The organism is Anaerostipes faecis (assembly GCF_910574135.1).
Classification (GTDB): Bacteria; Bacillota; Clostridia; order Lachnospirales; family Lachnospiraceae; genus Anaerostipes; species Anaerostipes hominis.
Map to the genome: position 1 here is coordinate 296,660 of NZ_CAJSYK010000001.1, position 18,128 is coordinate 314,787.

The window sequence follows — 18,128 nt, forward strand, 5'->3', positions numbered from 1 at the left end:
ACATTTCAACTCTTCTTGCCTAATCAAACAAATTTCTGTTACTTTATTTTTCCTTCTTCTGTACAATGGAATTCTATAGCTCTACTAAAATTCTTGGTATAGTTACTTCCCACCACGGCTTTACCTTTTAACTCAATATAAGCAGTCCTACTGCCATCAATCAAACTTTTTGTATATCCCCGGTTTTTCCAACTCCCCCCTGAGACTGTAAATGTGGGATTATTAATTTTACCAAAATAACACCTTTTCATCGATTTATCATAATAGTATGTTCCTGTTAATTTACAGTTAATTGTAATAGATTTAGTACTGTTTACCTTCACTGAACAAGATTTCGTTTTAGTAAACTTTCCATTTAATACTGAAGATGCCTTTAAAATATTTCCTGAAGCAACAATGTCTTGATACTCAGCCTTAGTTATATCTGATACTGTTTCCTTAAATACGGATGGCTCCACCAAGTCTTCATTATTAATGTCTTTTCTAGGTAATAAAGAAATATTTTGATTTGTTGTCTTATTTATTTCTTTACAAATTTGATCGTATTCTTGATAATACTCTTCTTTTTTCTCATCTTCTGAATTAGCTGCAACTATACTGCTTCCTGTGACAAATACCAAACAAGCTATCATAACAGCGCTAAAAATTCTTTCTATTTTTTTCATTGTTCTACCCTCCTAAGATTGCCCATTGTCTATTGTTACCCAGTACTTTTTTGACTTTTTCATCCCCCTTCAATTTTCTTGCCAGACTCATTTTTATACTTATATTTTATACTTTAAAATGTATTGTGTCAACAATTACTTATATCATATAGGTATTGTTATAACTATATCATCCTGTTAAAATAAATATATCAATCACTAATGGAGGGAGGGTTACGATATGGCCAATCGCAACCTATATAAGATTGAGATGCTACTATTGAAAATTCTAGAAGAAGGGGACTGTTATGGATATCAATTAACGCAGTCTATCAAGGAGCGTTCTCAAGAACATATCAAAATTGCAGACGGAACTATGTATCCAATTTTGTATAAACTTTTGGATCAGGGCTTCATTTCGGATTACAAAGAGTTAGTCGGAAAACGCCAGACAAGAGTTTACTATCATTTGGAGTCAAGTGGAAAGGAGCATTTACGACAATTAATCAAAGACTATTACCAGATGACGGATGCAATTCAACGCATACTCGGTCCCAGATACCGAGAGTAACAATATGGAGGAGGGGTCAATAATGTTGCGAAAATACATGAAAAACTGCAGACGTTTATTTCCGGTTTACGGAAAATACGAACGGCAATTTCTAAAACGCCTGGGAGACCGAATAAATGAGTATATGATTGATTACCCTGATCTAACTTATGATGAATTGATGGAGCAGTTTGGTTCTCCAAAAGAAATTGTATTAGGATATTATGACAGTGTAGATGATGATTATTTATTGACTAAAACAAATTTAGTAAAAAATCTACGCATTTTTCTTATTGTTTTAGTCATTATGATTGTTTCTTTCTTTTCATATCGTTCATATATAATTTATCAGGCATATCTTGATGCAAAAGATACAATTATAATTCATGAAGAAACAACGATAGAAGAAGATGAGAATTAAATGAGAGGAGAACTTAATGATGAAAAAATTTAGGATATTTTTGTTAACTTTAATTTTTTTGTTTTCATACAATATAACAGTTCCTGCAAATGAAAGGTCAGAAACTACTGTTATAGAAACATTTGAAGATGGAAGCTATATTGAATCAACTGTTTATGAAAATTCTGGTATTTCTTTTCGTTCAGCCACTCAAAAAAAATCAGGACACAAAACAAATACTTATAAAAGTAGTACTGGCAAAACAATCTGGTCTGTTACTGTAAAAGGTTATTTTAGTTATAATGGTAAAGGCTCCAGCTGTTTAAGTTCCTCTGTCTCTACATCTTGCCCGAACAGCCATTGGAAAATAGCAAACTCGTCATCAAACAAATCTGGTGCAACAGCAACCGCCTCCGCAACTGCTAAAAAGTATCTTGATGGAAAATATATACAGTCAGTCACTAGAACCGTTAAACTCACCTGCAATAAAAGCGGTAAACTATCATAACTCTTTTATAAACGCAAAAATTTAGGAGACAGCGAGGGCAATCGCTGTCTCCTTTTAACATCTGTTTTTCTGTGGAGAAAAACAATCAGGTGTTACCGTATGTAATTAGAATGTGATAATATTGCGGAATTTATCCCCTTTTATCGCAGATTCCAATGCATCTTTTATATTTTCTGCCGGATACACTCCGCTGATAAAAGGTTTTAAGTCGATCACTCCCCCGGATACCATCTGGGCCGCTCTCATAAAGTCTCTGTCATTGGAGTTAGCCGTTCCAAGAATCTGGACAGACTTTCCGTGAACCCAGTTGGGATCAAACGGAACCGGCTCTGCCGGATGTATGGAACTGTAAAGGACAATCTTTCCCGCATTGCTGACACACTGGAAGGTATCTTCTACCACTGACGGTATCGGTGTCGTATCAAAGACCACCTGGGCCTTGATTCCCCCTGTGAGCTCCTCTACTTTCTGTTTCAGGTCTTCCTTTGCCGGATTTATGACAGCTTTAGCCCCAAGTGACTTGGCCATCTCAAGCCTTTCTTCATTTACATCAGATACAATGACCTTGGCTCCCCTTTTCGTACAAATGGCTGTGTGCAGCAGTCCCATAATGCCGCAGCCAATGACCAGCACCGTATCTCCAAGACTGACCTGGGCTGTCTCTACACTGTGTACCACACAGGACACCGGCTCTATGATGCACGCTTCCTCGGGTGCTGCATTGCTGTACTTAAACATACAGTCCGGGGAAACCAGAAGATACTCACTGAATCCTCCCATACCTCTGTAAGGAAGCCCCGGCAGATGAGCACTGTGGTCAAAATGCTCACAGCTCTGCTCATTTCCGGTTTTGCAATAATAACAGTTTCTGCACGGAAGTGTCACTCCTACCACGACCTGATCACCGACACTCCACTCATCCTGATTCACTTCATCTCCCGTCGCTTCGATATGGCCTGCGATCTCATGTCCTCCGATAAATGGAAATTCCACTTTATTCACCCCTGTGTAAACCCGTTGCTCCCATGTACAGATGGCTGCAGCATCTACCTTGATCAGGACTTTATTTCCTGACGGGTATGGCTTATCACATTCCTCAATTACAACTTGTTTGATATCTGTAAATACTGCTGTTTTCATTTTGCCGTTCAAAATAGCCCCTCCTGTTCTATCCTAAAATTCCTGTCAATCCGAATACTGCGCCGATAATGACCAGAATCAGCATGACATAAGTGGATTTCATTTTCTTATTCTTTAATAAATATAGGGTAAGCAAGGTGATTCCCAGCGGAATCATACCTTTCAGCAATTTATCCAGAACATCCGCCTGGAGAGCCAGTTTGGTCGCTCCTACCTTGATCTTCATATGAGACTCTGCCGACACATAGTTCGCCGTCAGGGATCCAAGCACAGTAGCGCCCATAATGGAAGCAGCCGCGATCAGCTGTTTCATTTTGCCCCCGCCGAGAATCGCCTCAACTCCGCTCTTCCCTGTTTTATAGCCTCTCATGTACATAAAGTATGCGATGGGCAGCATGATACCTGCCATTAAAGCTGCAAATGCTCCCGCACCCATGACATTTCCCCCTGAGGCAATGCTGATACCCACGGCCAGAAGAATGGGCTGCAGAGTTCCCTGCCACAGGGTATCCCCTATTCCTGCCATAGGCCCCATGAGACCTGTTTTTACACTGTTGATGGCATCGTCTGTGATATCGGCACCGTTGGCCCGCTCTTCTTCCATTGCCACGACCATACCGTTGATGATCCCTCCAAAATGGGGCTCTGTATTATAAAATGCCATATGGCGCTCCATAAATTTTTGCTGCTCCTCCTGGTTCCCCGGATATAATTTTTCCGGAAGATGGGACATAGACTGGAGAACACCGCTGGCCTGCAGACGTTCATAGTTATAATTTGAATGTGAAAAGAATGTCCATTTCCAAAATGCTTTCAACACATCTTTTTTACTTAAGTGAATTTTCTTATCCTCTGCCATTTAAGTTTCCTCCTCTACTCAAAGTCATCATCGAAATCATCATCAAAGCCGCTTGCTCCAGCTGCTATGGCCGTCTGTTTCTCCTCTGCGAGTGCTACCACACCAGTGTAAATATAAGCTACAATACCCGCAATGATCGCGATCGGCATAGTATCCAGATTCAAGTAAACGGCAATGATGAAGCCAAGCACATACCACAGGAGAATCCCCGGCTTACTGATAGCTCTCAAGTTCATGGCAATACCGATGGCCGGCAGCAGTCCGCCGATAACCTCCAGTGCCTGGAGAGGCCTTCCGCTCAGTGCATTTATAATGTTTGTCACCACGTCGGATCCAAAGTAACAGCCCAGGGCTACCGGAATACATCCGATCACAAAGGCAAAAACCTGCGGCGGTACAATATGAAGGAATTTGGCCTTTTTCATATTGCCCTCTTCTGCTGCCTTATCAATCATATGTACAAAAAATACATCCACTGTCATATGAATCACCCAGATGATGGTTCCCAAAAGCCCGATCGGAACTGCCAGAGCAATGGACGCTGTAGGTTTAACGCCGGCTGCCATAGCTAATGCAGTTCCCATAGTGCCTGCAAGCCCTGGATCTGTAGGAGGCGCTCCCCCGGCTGAGATATAGGCGATAAACGGAAGCTGTATCGCCGCTCCGATGATAGCTCCCTGGACTGGATCTCCAAGGATAAAACCTACCAGGACACCGGAAACCAGAGGCTTCTGAATAATCGTACTTCCCAGAAGGGTAAGCCAAGGGGTTCCGTTGATTCCCAGATAATATACAATTCCAATGAGAATTGCCTGAACAACTGAAATACTCATAATAAATCCACCTTTCTTTTCTAAAAAATATATAGAAGTTATTTATCACTGTCTCCATCTATGAAAAACTATCGTAGAACGGCGCCTGTTGTTCTTTTGAATTGCACTAATTAAAAGGCATATAAAATGTAGGTTGATGTGAGTCAAAAGGGGCTTCTCCACGAAAGTTATTTACCACTATTGGAGGAGCGCATTTCAAAAGCGCGACGGAAATAGTGGTAAATAACTCATAGTAATCTTGCCACATCTACTTTTGCATCTTCCGCTATGATCTGGATTTCTGTCTGGCAGCCGCTGTCTATGATTTTTTTTAGGATAACTTTTTCTTCTTCGGAAGCGGATATGTTTTTATAAAATTTTTCTCTTCCCTTGCCTGCTCCCATACCTCCGATATTCAAATGGTCAAAAGCGATACCCTGCTCCATAAGGCTTAATATGGTCCTCGGATATTTTACTAAGATAATGACCTTATCCTCAGGTTTGAAGCCCTTCTTTAACCTTTCGGCAGCTTTCTGGGCTGTAAACACTCCCAGTCCCACATTCCCCGGCACTGCATTTTTTAAAACAGTTTTCATAAATGGATCAGCCGCTGACTGGTCATCAATGACCATGATCTTGTTGGCACTTGTAAAGTTCAGCCATGAAGTCATCACCTGTCCATGTATCAGTCTGTCATCAATCCTTGTCAAAACTATTCCCTGCATCTTTTTCCCTCCTAGATCTCATCCATCTCTGTATCTTCAAGCATCTCTTCATACTTCTTATGCAGCAGCACTACAGGCTGGTTTCCTGCTTCCTCACATAGGTCAGCCAGCTCATCTAAGCCGCATTGATCTCTCATCATCACAGCCTGTACCACCATTCCCATGCTGACGCCTGCGATTGCTTTAAAATTCTTTGTGTCCGCCATACATTTCATCACCATATTGGATGGACTACCACCTAAGATATCCACAAATCCCAGTACTCCGTCACCATCGTCCAGTTCTTTTACTGCCGTCCTGATTTTTTGTTCAAGCTCATCGATTCCGTCACCATGATACAGTCCGATGGTCTTCACCTGGTTTTGTTCTCCAGCGATCAGTTCCACCGCATTTAACAGTCCTTCCGCGAATCCTCCATGGGTTGCAATCAAAATTCCAACCATTGCCGTTCCTCCTTTTCTTTTATAAATCCATCATAACAGGGCAGGACTGAAAATGTTTTCTTGTTAAGGCTGGCTCTGCTGATGTATATCAGTTGAAATATAGGAGAAATGAATGTTTTTGCATAAAAAAAGAGTGTAGAAACCCAGGATTTCCCTTTTCACACTCTTTTTTGTTATCTATTTATTTACTTTTTTTACAATTTATATATACATATCAAAAAATAAAATATATAATGAAATTGCTGTCGATTCTTTCCAGCTGAAAGGAGGTGGCACAGTGGAATACATACTTCGTTTTCTTATGTCAGTCATATCATCTATAGTGAATTACTACATCCATAAATGGCTGGATCATAGAAGAAAAGACAGTTAATAAAAACCCCCGGAGACCAGTCCTCTCCGGGGGTTTTTCTGTCACAGTGGACATACTTCTATTTTCTTACTGCTTTTATGATACCCTTTTTAGTAATTATTGTCAACAGTCATTTTAGTCCATCCTCAAAGATTCAAGTAATCAATCAGCGTTCTTGCAATGATCTGCAATGGAAGCCTGGATACGATATCAAAGTCCTCGATGGTCTTGTTTCTCTGGTTATATCCCAGGACAGACAAGTCTGAATAATCTTCTAAATCTGTCTTTGGCAGGCAGCAGCAGGTCACCACATTTGCACCTACCTTCTTCGCATTCTGGGCAGTCAACAGCAGCTCCGGCGTACTGTTCTTTATAGAAAAAATAATGATCAGGTCACCCTGCCTGAACAGTTTATCCGACTTTTTCATAACCTCTGAATCTGACAGCATATATGCATTATACCCAAGCAGCTGAAGCTGCAGTTCCACATCTTTGGCAATCCATGCGGTAGAACCTCTTGCAATGATATAAATCTTCCGCGCCGTCTTAATAAAACGTACTACCTTGAGGATCGTCTCCGCTTTCAGTATTTCGATGGTTTTCATGCACTCTGTGACAGACTTCTGAAAAATTTCGTTGACAATCTCTCCCTCCACCATATCTTCTATCTTTGCAGAAAGTTTATAGCGCAGCTCCGAGAGACCGTTATAACCACACTTCCTGACAGCCCTTGAGACAGTCGGAGGAGAGGTGAAACTCTTTTCGGCGAGTTCAGTGATCGTCAGCTTTAAAAACTGATCTTCATGTTGATTGATATACTCTATCACCTGCCGTTCGGCTTCTGTAAGCCCGCTTTCCAGTTCTTCTGTAATCTCAACTATCATAACCTATATTTCCCTTCTCACGTTGAAAAAACTGATTGTCTGTGATATAGTAAATATATAGTAAAGAGCAGCTGTCCCAATCTGGGATGGCCATTATAAAAGTACACGAAAAACCACCTTATAACGACCAGGTAATAAGGGTGGTTTTTCGCTTTTCTAAATTAATGACATATCATATATATGAATGTCAGTAATGCCAGAAGAAACATTCCAAAAGACATTAAATCTTTAAAGTCAAAATGTTTCATAGCCATCACCTCCATTCTATGTAGAATGAAGGCCATCCACCCTATAGCAGCTGCTCATCTTAAATGATACAATATTTTTTGGAAATAATCAACAAATACAAAAAGAACCTTGTGAAAAATTCTACACAAGGTTCTCTATGTTTTTTAATCTCTAACAGATCTCCGCCCCTGCCGGCATATCTTTTTCAGGCACAACCAAAGCCAGTTCTCCTTTTTCATTTTCTGCACAGAGCAGCATTCCCTCAGAAAGCACTCCTGCAAGCTTAGCTGGCTTTAAGTTTACTAAGACCATGACTTTTTTGCCGACCATCTCTTCCGGCTTATAATAGGCCTTGATCCCAGAAACGATCTGCTTCACTTCGCTTCCCACACGCACCTGGGAGCAAAGCAGCTTCTTGGATTTTTTGACTTCCTCGCAGGCAATGATCTCACCTACCTGGAACTGCATCTTACCAAATTCGTCAAAGGTGATCTCCTCTTTTGGCTCTATGTCGATCACAGGACCTGCTGCCGCCTGTGCCTGCTTATTCATCAGCTCTTCCGCCTGTTTGAGCACCTCTTCTTCATCAAGCCGCGCAAAAAGGATCTCGGGCTTTTCTGTCACTTTCGTACCGCTTTTATAATGACCAAATGTAGTCAGATCCTCAAACCTTCTGGGTTCTGCATTCAGCTGTTTTAAGATCTTCTCCACAGTCTCAGGCATATACGGCTCCAGCAGGGCCGCTCCGGTTAAGATACCTTCCACCAGGTTATATAATACCGTGGCGAGACGATCTTTCTTTGCCTCGTCCTTTGCCAGCACCCACGGCATGGTTTCATCAATATACTTATTACAGCGCTTGAATACATTAAAAATCTCTGTCATGGCATCTGCCACCTTGAGCACGTCCATCCTTTTCTGGACCTTATCTCTGGCACCGGTAACCACAGCTTTCAGCTGGTCGTCAAACTCATCCACAACACCCTTATCTTCCACGACTCCGTCAAAGTATTTGTTAGACATGGAAATGGTGCGGTTCACAAGATTGCCTAAGGTGTTAGCAAGATCAGAGTTCATACGCTCAACCATCAGCTCCCATGAGATCACACCGTCGTGTTCAAACGGCATCTCGTGGAGGACAAAGTAACGCACTGCGTCCACACTGAACATCTCGGCCAGATCATCTGCATACAAAACATTTCCTTTGGACTTACTCATCTTTCCATCACCCTGCAAAAGCCATGGGTGTCCAAAAACCTGCTTCGGAAGCGGAAGGTCAAGGGCCATCAGGATGATCGGCCAGTAAATCGTATGGAACCGGATGATATCTTTTCCGATCAGATGAAGATCAGCAGGCCAGAGCTTTTTAAACTGATCTGTGCTGTTTCCGTCACAATCGTATCCAATCCCTGTTATATAGTTGGTCAGGGCGTCCAGCCATACATATACTACATGTCCTTCATCAAAATCTACCGGGATTCCCCACTTAAAAGAAGTCCTGGACACGCACAGGTCCTGAAGTCCCGGAAGCAGGAAGTTGTTCATCATCTCATTTTTTCTGGACTCCGGCTGGATAAATTCCGGATGAGCGTTGATATAGTCAATGAGCCTGTCCGCATATTTGCTCAGTTTCAGGAAATACGCCTCTTCCTTGGCCGGCTGTACTTCCCGTCCGCAGTCGGGACATTTGCCGTCCACCAGCTGGCTTTCTGTAAAGAAGGATTCGCACGGGGTACAGTAAAGTCCCTCATAGTGTCCCTTGTAAATATCTCCCTGTTCATAGAGCTTTTTAAAAATCTTCTGTACCTGAGCTTCGTGGTCCGCGTCCGTTGTGCGGATAAACTTATCGTAAGAAGTATTCATCAGATCCCAGATCCGTTTGATCTCCCCTGCCACGTCGTCCACAAACTCTTTCGGCGTCACACCCTTCTCAGCGGCTTTTAATTCTACCTTCTGTCCGTGCTCGTCGGTTCCGGTCTGAAAAAATACGTCATAGCCTTCCATTCTTTTATATCTGGCAATACTGTCTGCCAAGATAATCTCATAAGTATTCCCGATGTGAGGCTTGCCAGATGTATAAGTAATCGCAGTTGTTATATAATATGGTTCCTTGCTCATGTTTCTCCTCCATTTTCGCATTATACTGTGTTTTATTATAGTACATCTTGCAAAGATAGTCTATTTTTTTCCTTTAAAAAATAGTATAATAGTATCTAAGAGATTCTATTCAGAAAGGATTCTTATGCATAAATATACATATCGTAAGTTTCTTGCATTTACCATGGCTGTCATGGTGGCATTCACTGGCTGTTCCAAAGGATCGGACACCGGGAATCCCTCCACAGCGAAAGAATCAGAATCCACCAAAGACAAAGCATCGGACCGGCAGAAGTTTGACTCCTATTTGAACCAGCTTTTCAAGGAACACGTCAATTCCAATACGGTCAATCTGCATTATACCCTTGCACATCCGGAACACTACGGCATCAAAGCCAAAAAGGCCGATCTGGGCAACATCGACTTAAAAGACCTTGACCAGGCAGAAGCCCAATGTAAGAAGGAGTTAAAAAGGCTTGAGAGTTTCAACTACAAAAAACTCTCCAAGAGTCAGAAGCAGTCTTATGATTATCTCATGGATTACTTTAAGCGCCAGCAGAAACTGGCACCTTACCCCTATCTTCAGACGGTTTTAAGCCCTACTCTCGGCTCCCAGGCCCAGCTTCCCGTGACTTTGTGCGAATACCCTTTAAGAACCAGGGAAGATGTAGAAACCTACCTTTCTCTGCTCTCCAAAGTCGGTTCCTATTTCGACACGGTCATCCGCTACGAAAAGGAACAGGTCAAACGGGGATATTTCATGTCAGATGCGGATGCCGATGCCGTCTTAAAACAAATCAATGATTTTACAAGGGCCACCGACCACAATTATATGATCGAAGTGTTCAACACAAATATTGATTCGGTTTCAGACCTCAGCACCAACCAGAAGAGAAATTACCGGAAGGAAAACCGCCGCCTGATCTTAGAAGAAGTGATTCCGGCCTATGAGAATCTGTACAGTGATTTGAAGAACCTGAAAGGAAACGGAAAGAACAAGCAGGGCTATGCCCATTTCAAAAATGGGAAGTCCTATTATTCTGCTCTCGCCTCCTATAAAACCGGCTCTGACAAGACCGTGCCTCAGATGATCAAGGCCACCGAAGCACACCTTCTTTACCTTCAGACAGAGATGACAGAGATCATAAAAGAAGATCCCTCCATCTACCATGCTTTTTTAGATTTAGATCTGAATAAATATTCAAGCAAAAAACCATCGAAGATCCTGTCACAGCTGAAGCAGAAAATAAAAGATAAGTATCCTGCTGCCGCCGAAGTAGAGTGTGACATCAAATATGTCCATTCTTCTCTGGAAGAAAACTCAAGCCCGGCTTTTTACATGATTCCTGCCATCGATGACTATAAGAAAAACGTCATTTATGTCAACAAGGCACAGACCGGCCAGGAATCCCTGTACCCGACGCTGGCTCATGAGGGCTATCCCGGGCATCTGTACCAGACCACTTATTTCCACAGCAAAAAGGAACATCCGATACGTTATATTCTGGATTATCCGGGATACAACGAAGGCTGGGCCACCTACGTGGAGATGGACTCTTACAGTTACCTCGATATGAAACAGGAACTTGAGCCTTTAAAGAAGCTTTTGCCGGACAATTATCTGTACAATATGGCTCTGAGTGCCAGAGTGGATATGGGCGTCAACTATGAAGGCTGGAGTGTTGACGAGGCAGTCAAATATATGCAGCAGTACGGAACCATCAGTACCTCCAGCATGAAAGCCCTTTACCGCTATGTCATCCAGAATCCGGCCAATTATTTATGCTACTATATCGGTTATCTGGAGTTCATGGAATTAAAAGATTATTATAAAGAGAAATCTGAAAATGCTTATGATGAAAAAGTTTTTCATAAAATCATATTAGATGCCGGACCTAACAGCTTTCGTATACTCAGACAGCGCATCGACGAAAACCTGTAAATCCGGGTACGATCTTTGTACCTGCAAAACACATAAGTTTAGGAGGAAAGATTATGTCAACAAAAGCACGCTACGCCCATGACGAGATTGGAAAAGGAAAACCGGGTTTTTCAAAGACCCGTTCCATCATTGAGGCCGCATTTTACGGCAACAACGTCATTGAGGTGGTAAACCTGAAGCAGGCATATGAGCTTGCTAAAAATTCTCCGGGAACCATTGTCACCGACATGCCGGTCTACCGCGGAGAAGAGTTCGGCCTGAAAAAAGACACAAAAGTTTTGCTGTTCAATGACGGCTCCGTCACCGGACGCTGTGCGGCAGCCAGAAGGATCGCGGGAAGTCCGAACGTGGATACCAACGATCTGGACTTAAAAGTGATGGACGCGATCTACGATACACGCAAAAAGACCATGTACCACGCAGAAGTCTACATCGGCTTAGACCCGGAATTTATGGTTAAGGCACACCTTCTGATTCCGGAGGGAGAGGAAAATATCCTGTACTCCTGGATGCTTAATTTCCAGTATGAGTCTGATGAATATAACAAGATGTATAAAAGGTCCCGTGCCATCGGCAGCGAGTCTGATATTTATATTTTCTCCGATCCTCAGTGGAGCCACCCGGAACATCCGCTCGGACTTACTTACTTCAACACCCAGACCAACTGCGCAGCTTTGCTTGGAATGCGTTATTTTGGAGAACATAAAAAAGGTACTCTTACCATCGCCTGGGCGATTGCCAACAGAAATGGCTATGCTTCCTGCCACGGCGGACAGAAGGAATACCGTTTAAGTCCGAACCACAGCTATGTTGCATCTTTCTTTGGTCTGTCCGGATCAGGAAAATCAACACTGACCCACGCCGTACACAATAATAAATACGATATCACCGTCCTCCACGACGATGCCTTTATCATCAACACCGAAACCGGTTCTTCCATCGCCATGGAGCCTACTTATTTTGACAAGACCTCCGACTACCCCACCGGGTGCGAAGACAACAGGTATCTCCTCACGGCACAGAACTGTTCTGCAACGAGAGATGACAAGGGCAATGTTGTCCTTGTCACTGAAGACATCCGAAACGGCAACGGCCGGGCAATCAAGTCTAAACTCTGGTCACCAAACCGTGTAGACAAGATTGAATCTCCGGTTAACGGTATTTTCTGGATTATGAAAGATCCTACCATTCCGCCAATCATCAAAGTCAACGGTTCACATTTGGCTGCAGTCATGGGTGCCACCCTTGCCACAAAGCGTACCAACGCAGAACGCCTGGCACCTGGAGTAGACCCGAACCGTCTGGTCGTAGAACCATATGCAAACCCGTTCCGTACTTATCCTCTTGTGGATGATTACAACAAGTTCCGTTCTCTTGTAAAGGACCGCCATGTAGAATGTTATATCTTAAATACCGGCGACTTTATGGGCAAGGATATCACTCCTGGTGTTACATTGTCTGTATTGGAACAGGTTGTGGAGGGCAACGCCCAGTTAAAGCCCTGGGGACCGTTCAGCAACATGGAAACGATCGAAGTTGAAGGATATGTCCCTGATTTCGACGATGAGACCTATGTCAATACACTGAAAGCAAGAATGACGGAACGCCTGAATTTCATCTTTGAGAAAGATACAGAAGACGGAGGATACAATGCCCTTCCTACTGAGGCAAAAGAAGCTCTGGCTAAAGTGATCAGCGAAGCGCACAACCATGTAAAATAAAAGTGAGGTGAATTCTTACCGTGACCAAAGAGCAGCTGAACGACATTGTGGTAAACCTTTTCCATGAAATATCTTACCAGGAGGAAAAAGCGGTCATCACAGAGGAGTTCAAGGACATTTCCAACAAAGAACTGCATATAATCGACGCGATCGGAACCGGCAGTCCGAAGAATATGTCTTCCATCGCAAAAGCCCTGAACATCACGGTAGGAACACTGACCATCGCCATAAACAGCCTTTTGAAAAAAGGCTATGTGATACGCAGGCGCGGGGAGCAGGACCGCAGAATCGTCTATATATCGCTTTCTGACAAAGGGAAGGAAGCCTATGACCATCACAGGCAGTTTCACCGCGCGATGCTGGAAGATGTACTTTCCCGTTTAGACGAAGATGAAGAATGCCTTCTGATACGGATCATGGAATACTTCCGGGATTACTATGAGACGAAAAACAATTAAAAAACGGGAGCTGGAATGATTTCCGGCTCCCGTTTTTTAATGCATCCCGGTGAGAAATACACTCGCCATTACCCCTGCGAAGGTTGCCAGAAGGGCACCTGCCAGGGTGTATCTGGTCTTTTTGATATGTACGGCCGAGAAATAGATAGACATTGTATAAAAACATGTCTCGGTGGAACTTAAAATAATTGATGACATGACACCCTGAGCTGAGTCAGGGCCAAAGTTCTTAAAAATATCCAAAAGGAACCCCGTAGCTGCCGATGAGGAAAACAGCTTTGCAAAGATCACCGGAAGCACGTCCTTAGGAATCTTTAAAAGCTGTCCCACCGGACTCAATACAGATACAAGAAGCTCCAGCGCTCCGGACGTCCTGAAAATCTGCACAGCTAAAAACAGTGCGATCAGGGTAGGGGCAATTTCCATGACTACCTTAAATCCATCCTGGACTCCTTCCAGAAACGGCTGATACATTTCCTTTTTTGAGATCATTCCATACAAGAGTATAATGAATAAAATTAAAGGGATAATAATGCCGGACAGCGAAACAATCACAGTCACACCCGCCTTATTACTTTATATTATAATATATATATGCATCCTCGTCCTATATACCAAAAACAAGTAATATTGAAAGAACTCATTATGATACAGAAAAGGATACCAGACACAAATCGTGCTTCACTGGTATCCTTAGATTATTCTTATTTACTTCCTATGTTTTTTCCTGAGAAGCAGCAGAACGGCACCTGCCGCGCACACAGCCACTATAGCGTAAACAGCTGTATGTGAACTGTCTCCGGTTCTGGAAACCCTTGAATCTGTCACTGATTTACTGGAAGCTTCACATCTTCTGCAAGTTCATAGCCAAACGGGGCTTCTGTCTCCCTTAGAACATATTCTTCTCCAGGTACAAGCTTTCCTGTGACCACGTGTGCCTCTTCTTTTGATGTCCACTCCTCAACGATTAATTCTGATCCGTCTTCCTGAATCTTAATGATCTGAAGCTCAGCTCCCGCCAGCGCTTTCTTTGTGGCTGCATCCAGATTGTAGCCTTCCGGCACTTTAGTTTCCTGGAAATAATAGGTTCCAAGCCCCAGATAATCAAATCTGATCTGCCCCTGTGCATCGGTCTTAAGCCCCTGAGCCACTAATTCTCCGTCTGCTTTGTAAAGGCTGAATTCTGCTCCTTCAAGAGCCTGAGCATCTTCACTGCTCGCCTTTTTAAGGAGAACGGAACCTGAACTACGTCAGACTCTTTCTCTCCGATCACTAATTTGTGTTCCGCCGCGTCCAGTACATAATCATCGATAATAGGTGTTGCCGTATTTCAGCCCGGCATCAAACGCAATTCGTCCCTTTTTATCCGTTTTTAAAACACTTCCAACTTCATTTCTGTTATGGTCATAAAGCTGGAATTCTACATTTTCCAGCGGAGCATTATCTTCTGCATCTGTTTTATTTAAGATAAAACGAATGTTGTCACCTGTCAGGCCGCTGTTCATTCCGCTTAAGATCAATGGAACACTGCCGCTGGTTGCCTTGGTCTCTTTGGCACTCGCATCAAAGGTAACTGTGTTTTTAATATTTCCTGTGGCAGATGTAACGTCTGTGATAAAGACTACTTCAAACTGATGAGTTAAATCCAATCCGTCCGGGAATGTAAACACGATCTTGCCTGAAACATCATCATAATCTGTCTCCATTCCGGAAATCAGTTTATTGTTTGCCGTCACATCAATCAGCTTTACAGATCCCTCTCTGTAAGTCAGTCCCGACTGAAGCTGGTCTGTGATCTCAGCCTTCTGTTTTGTAATTACCGCATGGTTTTTGTTGACGTTTACGGTCCACTCTACATAATTTCCTTTTTTATAAGAAGTGGTCTTTTCTACGTCCGGCGTATAGTTTACATTTACTGCAGCTTTCGCTGTCAGCTCCGTTTTAAACTCGTCTGCCCGTACGCTGACTTCATTAACTGCACTTACCTTTTCGGGTTTTGTCTCAACCTTTGTCTCATCAGTAACGGTACTCAGGGTCAGATCATTCTGATCGGTCGGAAGCATCTGTTCCGGAAAATAAATAATAATATTGTTACCGCTTACCTCATAGTAAGGCTGTTCTGCGCTCTTCTCTGTTCCAAGAACTGTCTTTCCGTATTTGAGGCTTCCCTCTACGAGTCTGTGGCCTTCCGGCAGCTTCTCCGTGACAACCATGTTATGGATATAAACGTCTTTTGACCTGAGCCAGATCGTCCAATTGAATTCATCTTTGCTGCTGTTATAGCTTCCCTTCTTGGAAACAAAAGTCTGGATATTTACGGAACCTGTTCCTGTAATGTCCTGTTTGTTTCCGTCCCATTCGAGATACACATGATTTTTAAAAGAAATTGCCGGTGAGCTCCCATTTGCATTCTGAGTGAACTGAAGGGCTCCGCCCTTAATCCTGGTTGTATATGTGATCGTACATTTGTTTTTTCCAAGATCCTTTATGGTAAAAATTAATTCGTTTCCGTTTACCTGCACATTTTTTTCATTCTTGCCCTTATAGTTAGCATTAAAAGATCCGGCAATGTATTCAAGCCCTTCCGGAAGCACATCTTTAAATTGAATGTCTCCATTCACTGTTTTGGTTGGATTGTTATTGACAGTGACTGTCCATTTTATGGTATTATCATCCCCAACTCTTGCAAAAGCTCCTGACTTTGAAAGTCCCAGCTTTCCTTCCTGATATCCAATTCCCCAGCTTGAATCCTCATAATCGGAAATGCTTACGTGATTTCCAACCGTCATGACTGCCGTATTTCTTACACTTCCTTGTTTTACAGCCGCCTGAGTATCCAGCCAGATCTTATAATTTACATATACAAAATCACTATTGAACTTTGGATCAAGCGTTACTTTAAATTCTCTTGTTGTTTCATCATATGTGTATTCATTTACATCAGGTGTGCTGCTAGCCGCCTTCTTAAGGTTCACCGCCGTTTTTCCGCCGTATTTTACGGTCAGCTGTCCTTCTGCTTCCATCAGAGAGGTTCCTTGCGGAAGCTTATCTGTCACTGTGACAGGAAGTTCCCTGCCTGTACAGAAGCATTTGCCGAAGCTTCGCCTTTGCCGTCCCCTGTCTTAATTGTCACAGCATTGGCTGCACTGGCAGACATATCTTTAGCATAGCTGGATTTATAATCGGTTTCAAAAAATTCATCTGTAAGCTTTGTTTTATAAGTAATCGTGTGGGAACCATTGCTGATCTTTCCGAACTTATAGTTCCATCCATTGTCAATGAGCTCAGGGTCAGCAGTCTTTGTTCCGTCTAACTCCATAGAGCCTTTTACAAAGACTTGTTTCTTGTCAAATGTATCTGTCAGAATGTATCCTTCCAGATTGTTGTCTCCCTTATCCGGTGTGGCGTTGACCGTCCATGTGATGGTCTGGTCTTCTCTGTTCAGGGCTCCTTTTTTTGTAACTCCGGGATTTTTCTTTGTCACTTCCGGCTCATAGTCGGTCCGATACTCCTGTCCAAATCCTTCAATATTAGACTGTGTCAAAGTTTTCGGAAATTTTATTGTGATGGTTGCGTTGTTATTTACTGTCCAGTTCGGAACTTCCTCCACAGCGCCTGCCTGTTAATTATTCAACTTCTGCGCAACGCCGCTAAGACCATCTAAATGGAACACGTTCGGAATCTTAAACTCATATCTGATGATCACATTGCTGTCTTTGGTGACAGGATGAGATTCTGTGAACGCATTTCCTAAATGGTCTGTAAATGCAAATTCAGTTAAGTATTTGGAGAAATCACCGTTTATCACTGCAGGCTCTGATGCCTGTTTTACGGACTTCACGGCTGTTTTTTTCTGTATTGCTCTCTGTAACGGTCTTTTGCTCTGTTGTAGAAGTAATCTGTTCTGATGCAGTCTCTGTTCCTGCTTCCTGTGCATAGACATTGGTGAACGCATCGTTTCCTGCGATAAATGATAACATCAGCACAAAAGCCGCAAGGACTGCAAGACTTTTTCTTACCTTTTTGCTCATTTTTAATACCCCCATTTATTATTTGAAAGAACAAAGTGGGCAAGCCCATTTCAACACCCCAACCCCTCCCTCACTCTTTGAGGGGCTTGACAACTTTGGGTGCCAGATGCAATTTGCCGCAGGCAAATAATTTCCTTACGCATCTGTGCACAAACCGCGGAGCGTTTTTATTTCATAGGGAAGGTCGTAGAACTTTCCTATGAAGATTAGGGTGTCAAAAGACACATTAATAAATATCTGATTTTGTTTGTACCTTGAAAATTTAACACGAATTGGTTTGAGAATATTAAATTTAGAACAATCAACAGAAGGTGAGCTTGATGTTTTGAGTATT

Annotated in this window: 20 protein-coding genes and 1 pseudogene; 6 read left to right on the top strand and 15 right to left on the bottom strand. The window is 42.8% G+C overall.

Going from position 1 to position 18,128, the window contains the following annotated elements; translation table 11 throughout:
* Positions 1-38: 38 nt before the first annotated feature.
* Positions 39-665: a hypothetical protein gene (locus QGT46_RS01515; RefSeq protein WP_148460068.1), complete on the bottom strand. Its 627-nt coding sequence runs from the start codon at positions 663-665 to the stop codon at positions 39-41.
* A 220-nt stretch (positions 666-885) separates the two neighbouring features.
* On the opposite strand from QGT46_RS01515, the gene QGT46_RS01520 reads away from it, so the two are divergent.
* From QGT46_RS01520 to QGT46_RS01530, 3 genes are read left to right on the top strand one after another with little or no spacing between them, the layout of a single operon-like run.
* A complete protein-coding gene (locus QGT46_RS01520) occupies positions 886-1,215 on the top strand; it encodes a PadR family transcriptional regulator (protein ID WP_148460067.1) in 330 nt (109 codons plus the stop codon).
* A gap of 22 nt (positions 1,216-1,237) precedes the next feature.
* Entirely contained in the window at positions 1,238-1,615 is a 378-nt protein-coding gene (locus QGT46_RS01525) for a DUF6120 family protein (protein WP_301589248.1), read from the top strand.
* Between the two features lie 16 nt (positions 1,616-1,631).
* Positions 1,632-2,102 (top strand): hypothetical protein, encoded by a 471-nt coding sequence (locus tag QGT46_RS01530; protein WP_148460066.1) that lies wholly within the window; start codon positions 1,632-1,634, stop codon positions 2,100-2,102.
* Positions 2,103-2,207: 105 nt separating this feature from the next.
* On the opposite strand, the gene QGT46_RS01535 is transcribed toward QGT46_RS01530, so the two are convergent.
* The 7 genes from QGT46_RS01535 to metG form a co-directional block, all read right to left on the bottom strand.
* On the bottom strand, positions 2,208-3,254 hold the full coding sequence (locus tag QGT46_RS01535) for a zinc-dependent alcohol dehydrogenase (RefSeq protein ID WP_301589250.1): 1,047 nt from the start codon (positions 3,252-3,254) through the stop codon (positions 2,208-2,210).
* Between the two features lie 16 nt (positions 3,255-3,270).
* Positions 3,271-4,101, bottom strand: a complete 831-nt coding sequence (locus QGT46_RS01540) for a PTS system mannose/fructose/sorbose family transporter subunit IID (RefSeq protein ID WP_148460065.1) — start codon at positions 4,099-4,101, stop codon at positions 3,271-3,273.
* Between the two features lie 14 nt (positions 4,102-4,115).
* Positions 4,116-4,934: a PTS mannose/fructose/sorbose/N-acetylgalactosamine transporter subunit IIC gene (locus tag QGT46_RS01545; RefSeq protein ID WP_148460064.1), complete on the bottom strand. Its 819-nt coding sequence runs from the start codon at positions 4,932-4,934 to the stop codon at positions 4,116-4,118.
* 227 nt (positions 4,935-5,161) lie between these two features.
* Positions 5,162-5,638, bottom strand: a complete 477-nt coding sequence (locus QGT46_RS01550; protein WP_148460063.1) for a PTS sugar transporter subunit IIB — start codon at positions 5,636-5,638, stop codon at positions 5,162-5,164.
* 11 nt (positions 5,639-5,649) lie between these two features.
* On the bottom strand, positions 5,650-6,081 hold the full coding sequence (locus QGT46_RS01555) for a PTS sugar transporter subunit IIA (RefSeq protein ID WP_148460062.1): 432 nt from the start codon (positions 6,079-6,081) through the stop codon (positions 5,650-5,652).
* A 498-nt stretch (positions 6,082-6,579) separates the two neighbouring features.
* Positions 6,580-7,317 carry a MurR/RpiR family transcriptional regulator gene (locus QGT46_RS01560; protein ID WP_006567967.1) on the bottom strand — a complete coding sequence of 246 codons (738 nt, stop codon included), beginning with the start codon at positions 7,315-7,317 and terminating at the stop codon, positions 6,580-6,582.
* 399 nt (positions 7,318-7,716) lie between these two features.
* Entirely contained in the window at positions 7,717-9,663 is a 1,947-nt protein-coding gene (gene metG, locus QGT46_RS01565; protein WP_148460061.1) for a methionine--tRNA ligase, read from the bottom strand.
* A 124-nt stretch (positions 9,664-9,787) separates the two neighbouring features.
* Here metG and QGT46_RS01570 point away from each other — a divergent pair, with 124 nt between their 5' ends.
* From QGT46_RS01570 to QGT46_RS01580, 3 genes are read left to right on the top strand one after another with little or no spacing between them, the layout of a single operon-like run.
* Complete coding sequence (locus tag QGT46_RS01570) at positions 9,788-11,584, top strand: DUF885 domain-containing protein (RefSeq protein ID WP_233441604.1); 1,797 nt, start codon at positions 9,788-9,790, stop codon at positions 11,582-11,584.
* Positions 11,585-11,637: 53 nt separating this feature from the next.
* The gene (locus QGT46_RS01575; RefSeq protein ID WP_024728951.1) at positions 11,638-13,305 is read left to right on the top strand and encodes a phosphoenolpyruvate carboxykinase (ATP); all 1,668 of its coding nucleotides are present in this window, start codon (positions 11,638-11,640) and stop codon (positions 13,303-13,305) included.
* 20 nt (positions 13,306-13,325) lie between these two features.
* Positions 13,326-13,763: a MarR family winged helix-turn-helix transcriptional regulator gene (locus QGT46_RS01580; RefSeq protein ID WP_024728952.1), complete on the top strand. Its 438-nt coding sequence runs from the start codon at positions 13,326-13,328 to the stop codon at positions 13,761-13,763.
* Between the two features lie 36 nt (positions 13,764-13,799).
* Here QGT46_RS01580 and QGT46_RS01585 read toward each other — a convergent pair whose 3' ends face one another.
* The 7 genes and pseudogenes from QGT46_RS01585 to QGT46_RS01610 all read right to left on the bottom strand — a co-directional run bounded on the left by QGT46_RS01585 (position 13,800) and on the right by QGT46_RS01610 (position 17,794).
* The gene (locus QGT46_RS01585; protein ID WP_412216375.1) at positions 13,800-14,324 is read right to left on the bottom strand and encodes a nucleoside recognition domain-containing protein; all 525 of its coding nucleotides are present in this window, start codon (positions 14,322-14,324) and stop codon (positions 13,800-13,802) included.
* Between the two features lie 147 nt (positions 14,325-14,471).
* Positions 14,472-14,591, bottom strand: coding sequence for an LPXTG cell wall anchor domain-containing protein (locus tag QGT46_RS17465; RefSeq protein WP_148460059.1), 120 nt, complete (start codon positions 14,589-14,591; stop codon positions 14,472-14,474).
* On the bottom strand, positions 14,588-14,827 hold the full coding sequence (locus QGT46_RS01590; RefSeq protein ID WP_267898142.1) for a prealbumin-like fold domain-containing protein: 240 nt from the start codon (positions 14,825-14,827) through the stop codon (positions 14,588-14,590). The genes QGT46_RS17465 and QGT46_RS01590 overlap by 4 nt, the downstream gene beginning before the upstream one ends.
* Positions 14,813-14,992: pseudogene (locus QGT46_RS01595) on the bottom strand (prealbumin-like fold domain-containing protein); the annotation flags it as partial. The pseudogene QGT46_RS01595 and the gene QGT46_RS01590, both read right to left, overlap by 15 nt.
* Positions 14,993-15,067: 75 nt before the next feature.
* Positions 15,068-16,786: an isopeptide-forming domain-containing fimbrial protein gene (locus QGT46_RS01600; RefSeq protein ID WP_148460057.1), complete on the bottom strand. Its 1,719-nt coding sequence runs from the start codon at positions 16,784-16,786 to the stop codon at positions 15,068-15,070.
* 29 nt (positions 16,787-16,815) lie between these two features.
* On the bottom strand, positions 16,816-17,373 hold the full coding sequence (locus tag QGT46_RS01605) for a hypothetical protein (RefSeq protein WP_024728956.1): 558 nt from the start codon (positions 17,371-17,373) through the stop codon (positions 16,816-16,818).
* Between the two features lie 184 nt (positions 17,374-17,557).
* A complete protein-coding gene (locus tag QGT46_RS01610; RefSeq protein WP_148460056.1) occupies positions 17,558-17,794 on the bottom strand; it encodes a hypothetical protein in 237 nt (78 codons plus the stop codon).
* Positions 17,795-18,128 lie beyond the last annotated feature (334 nt).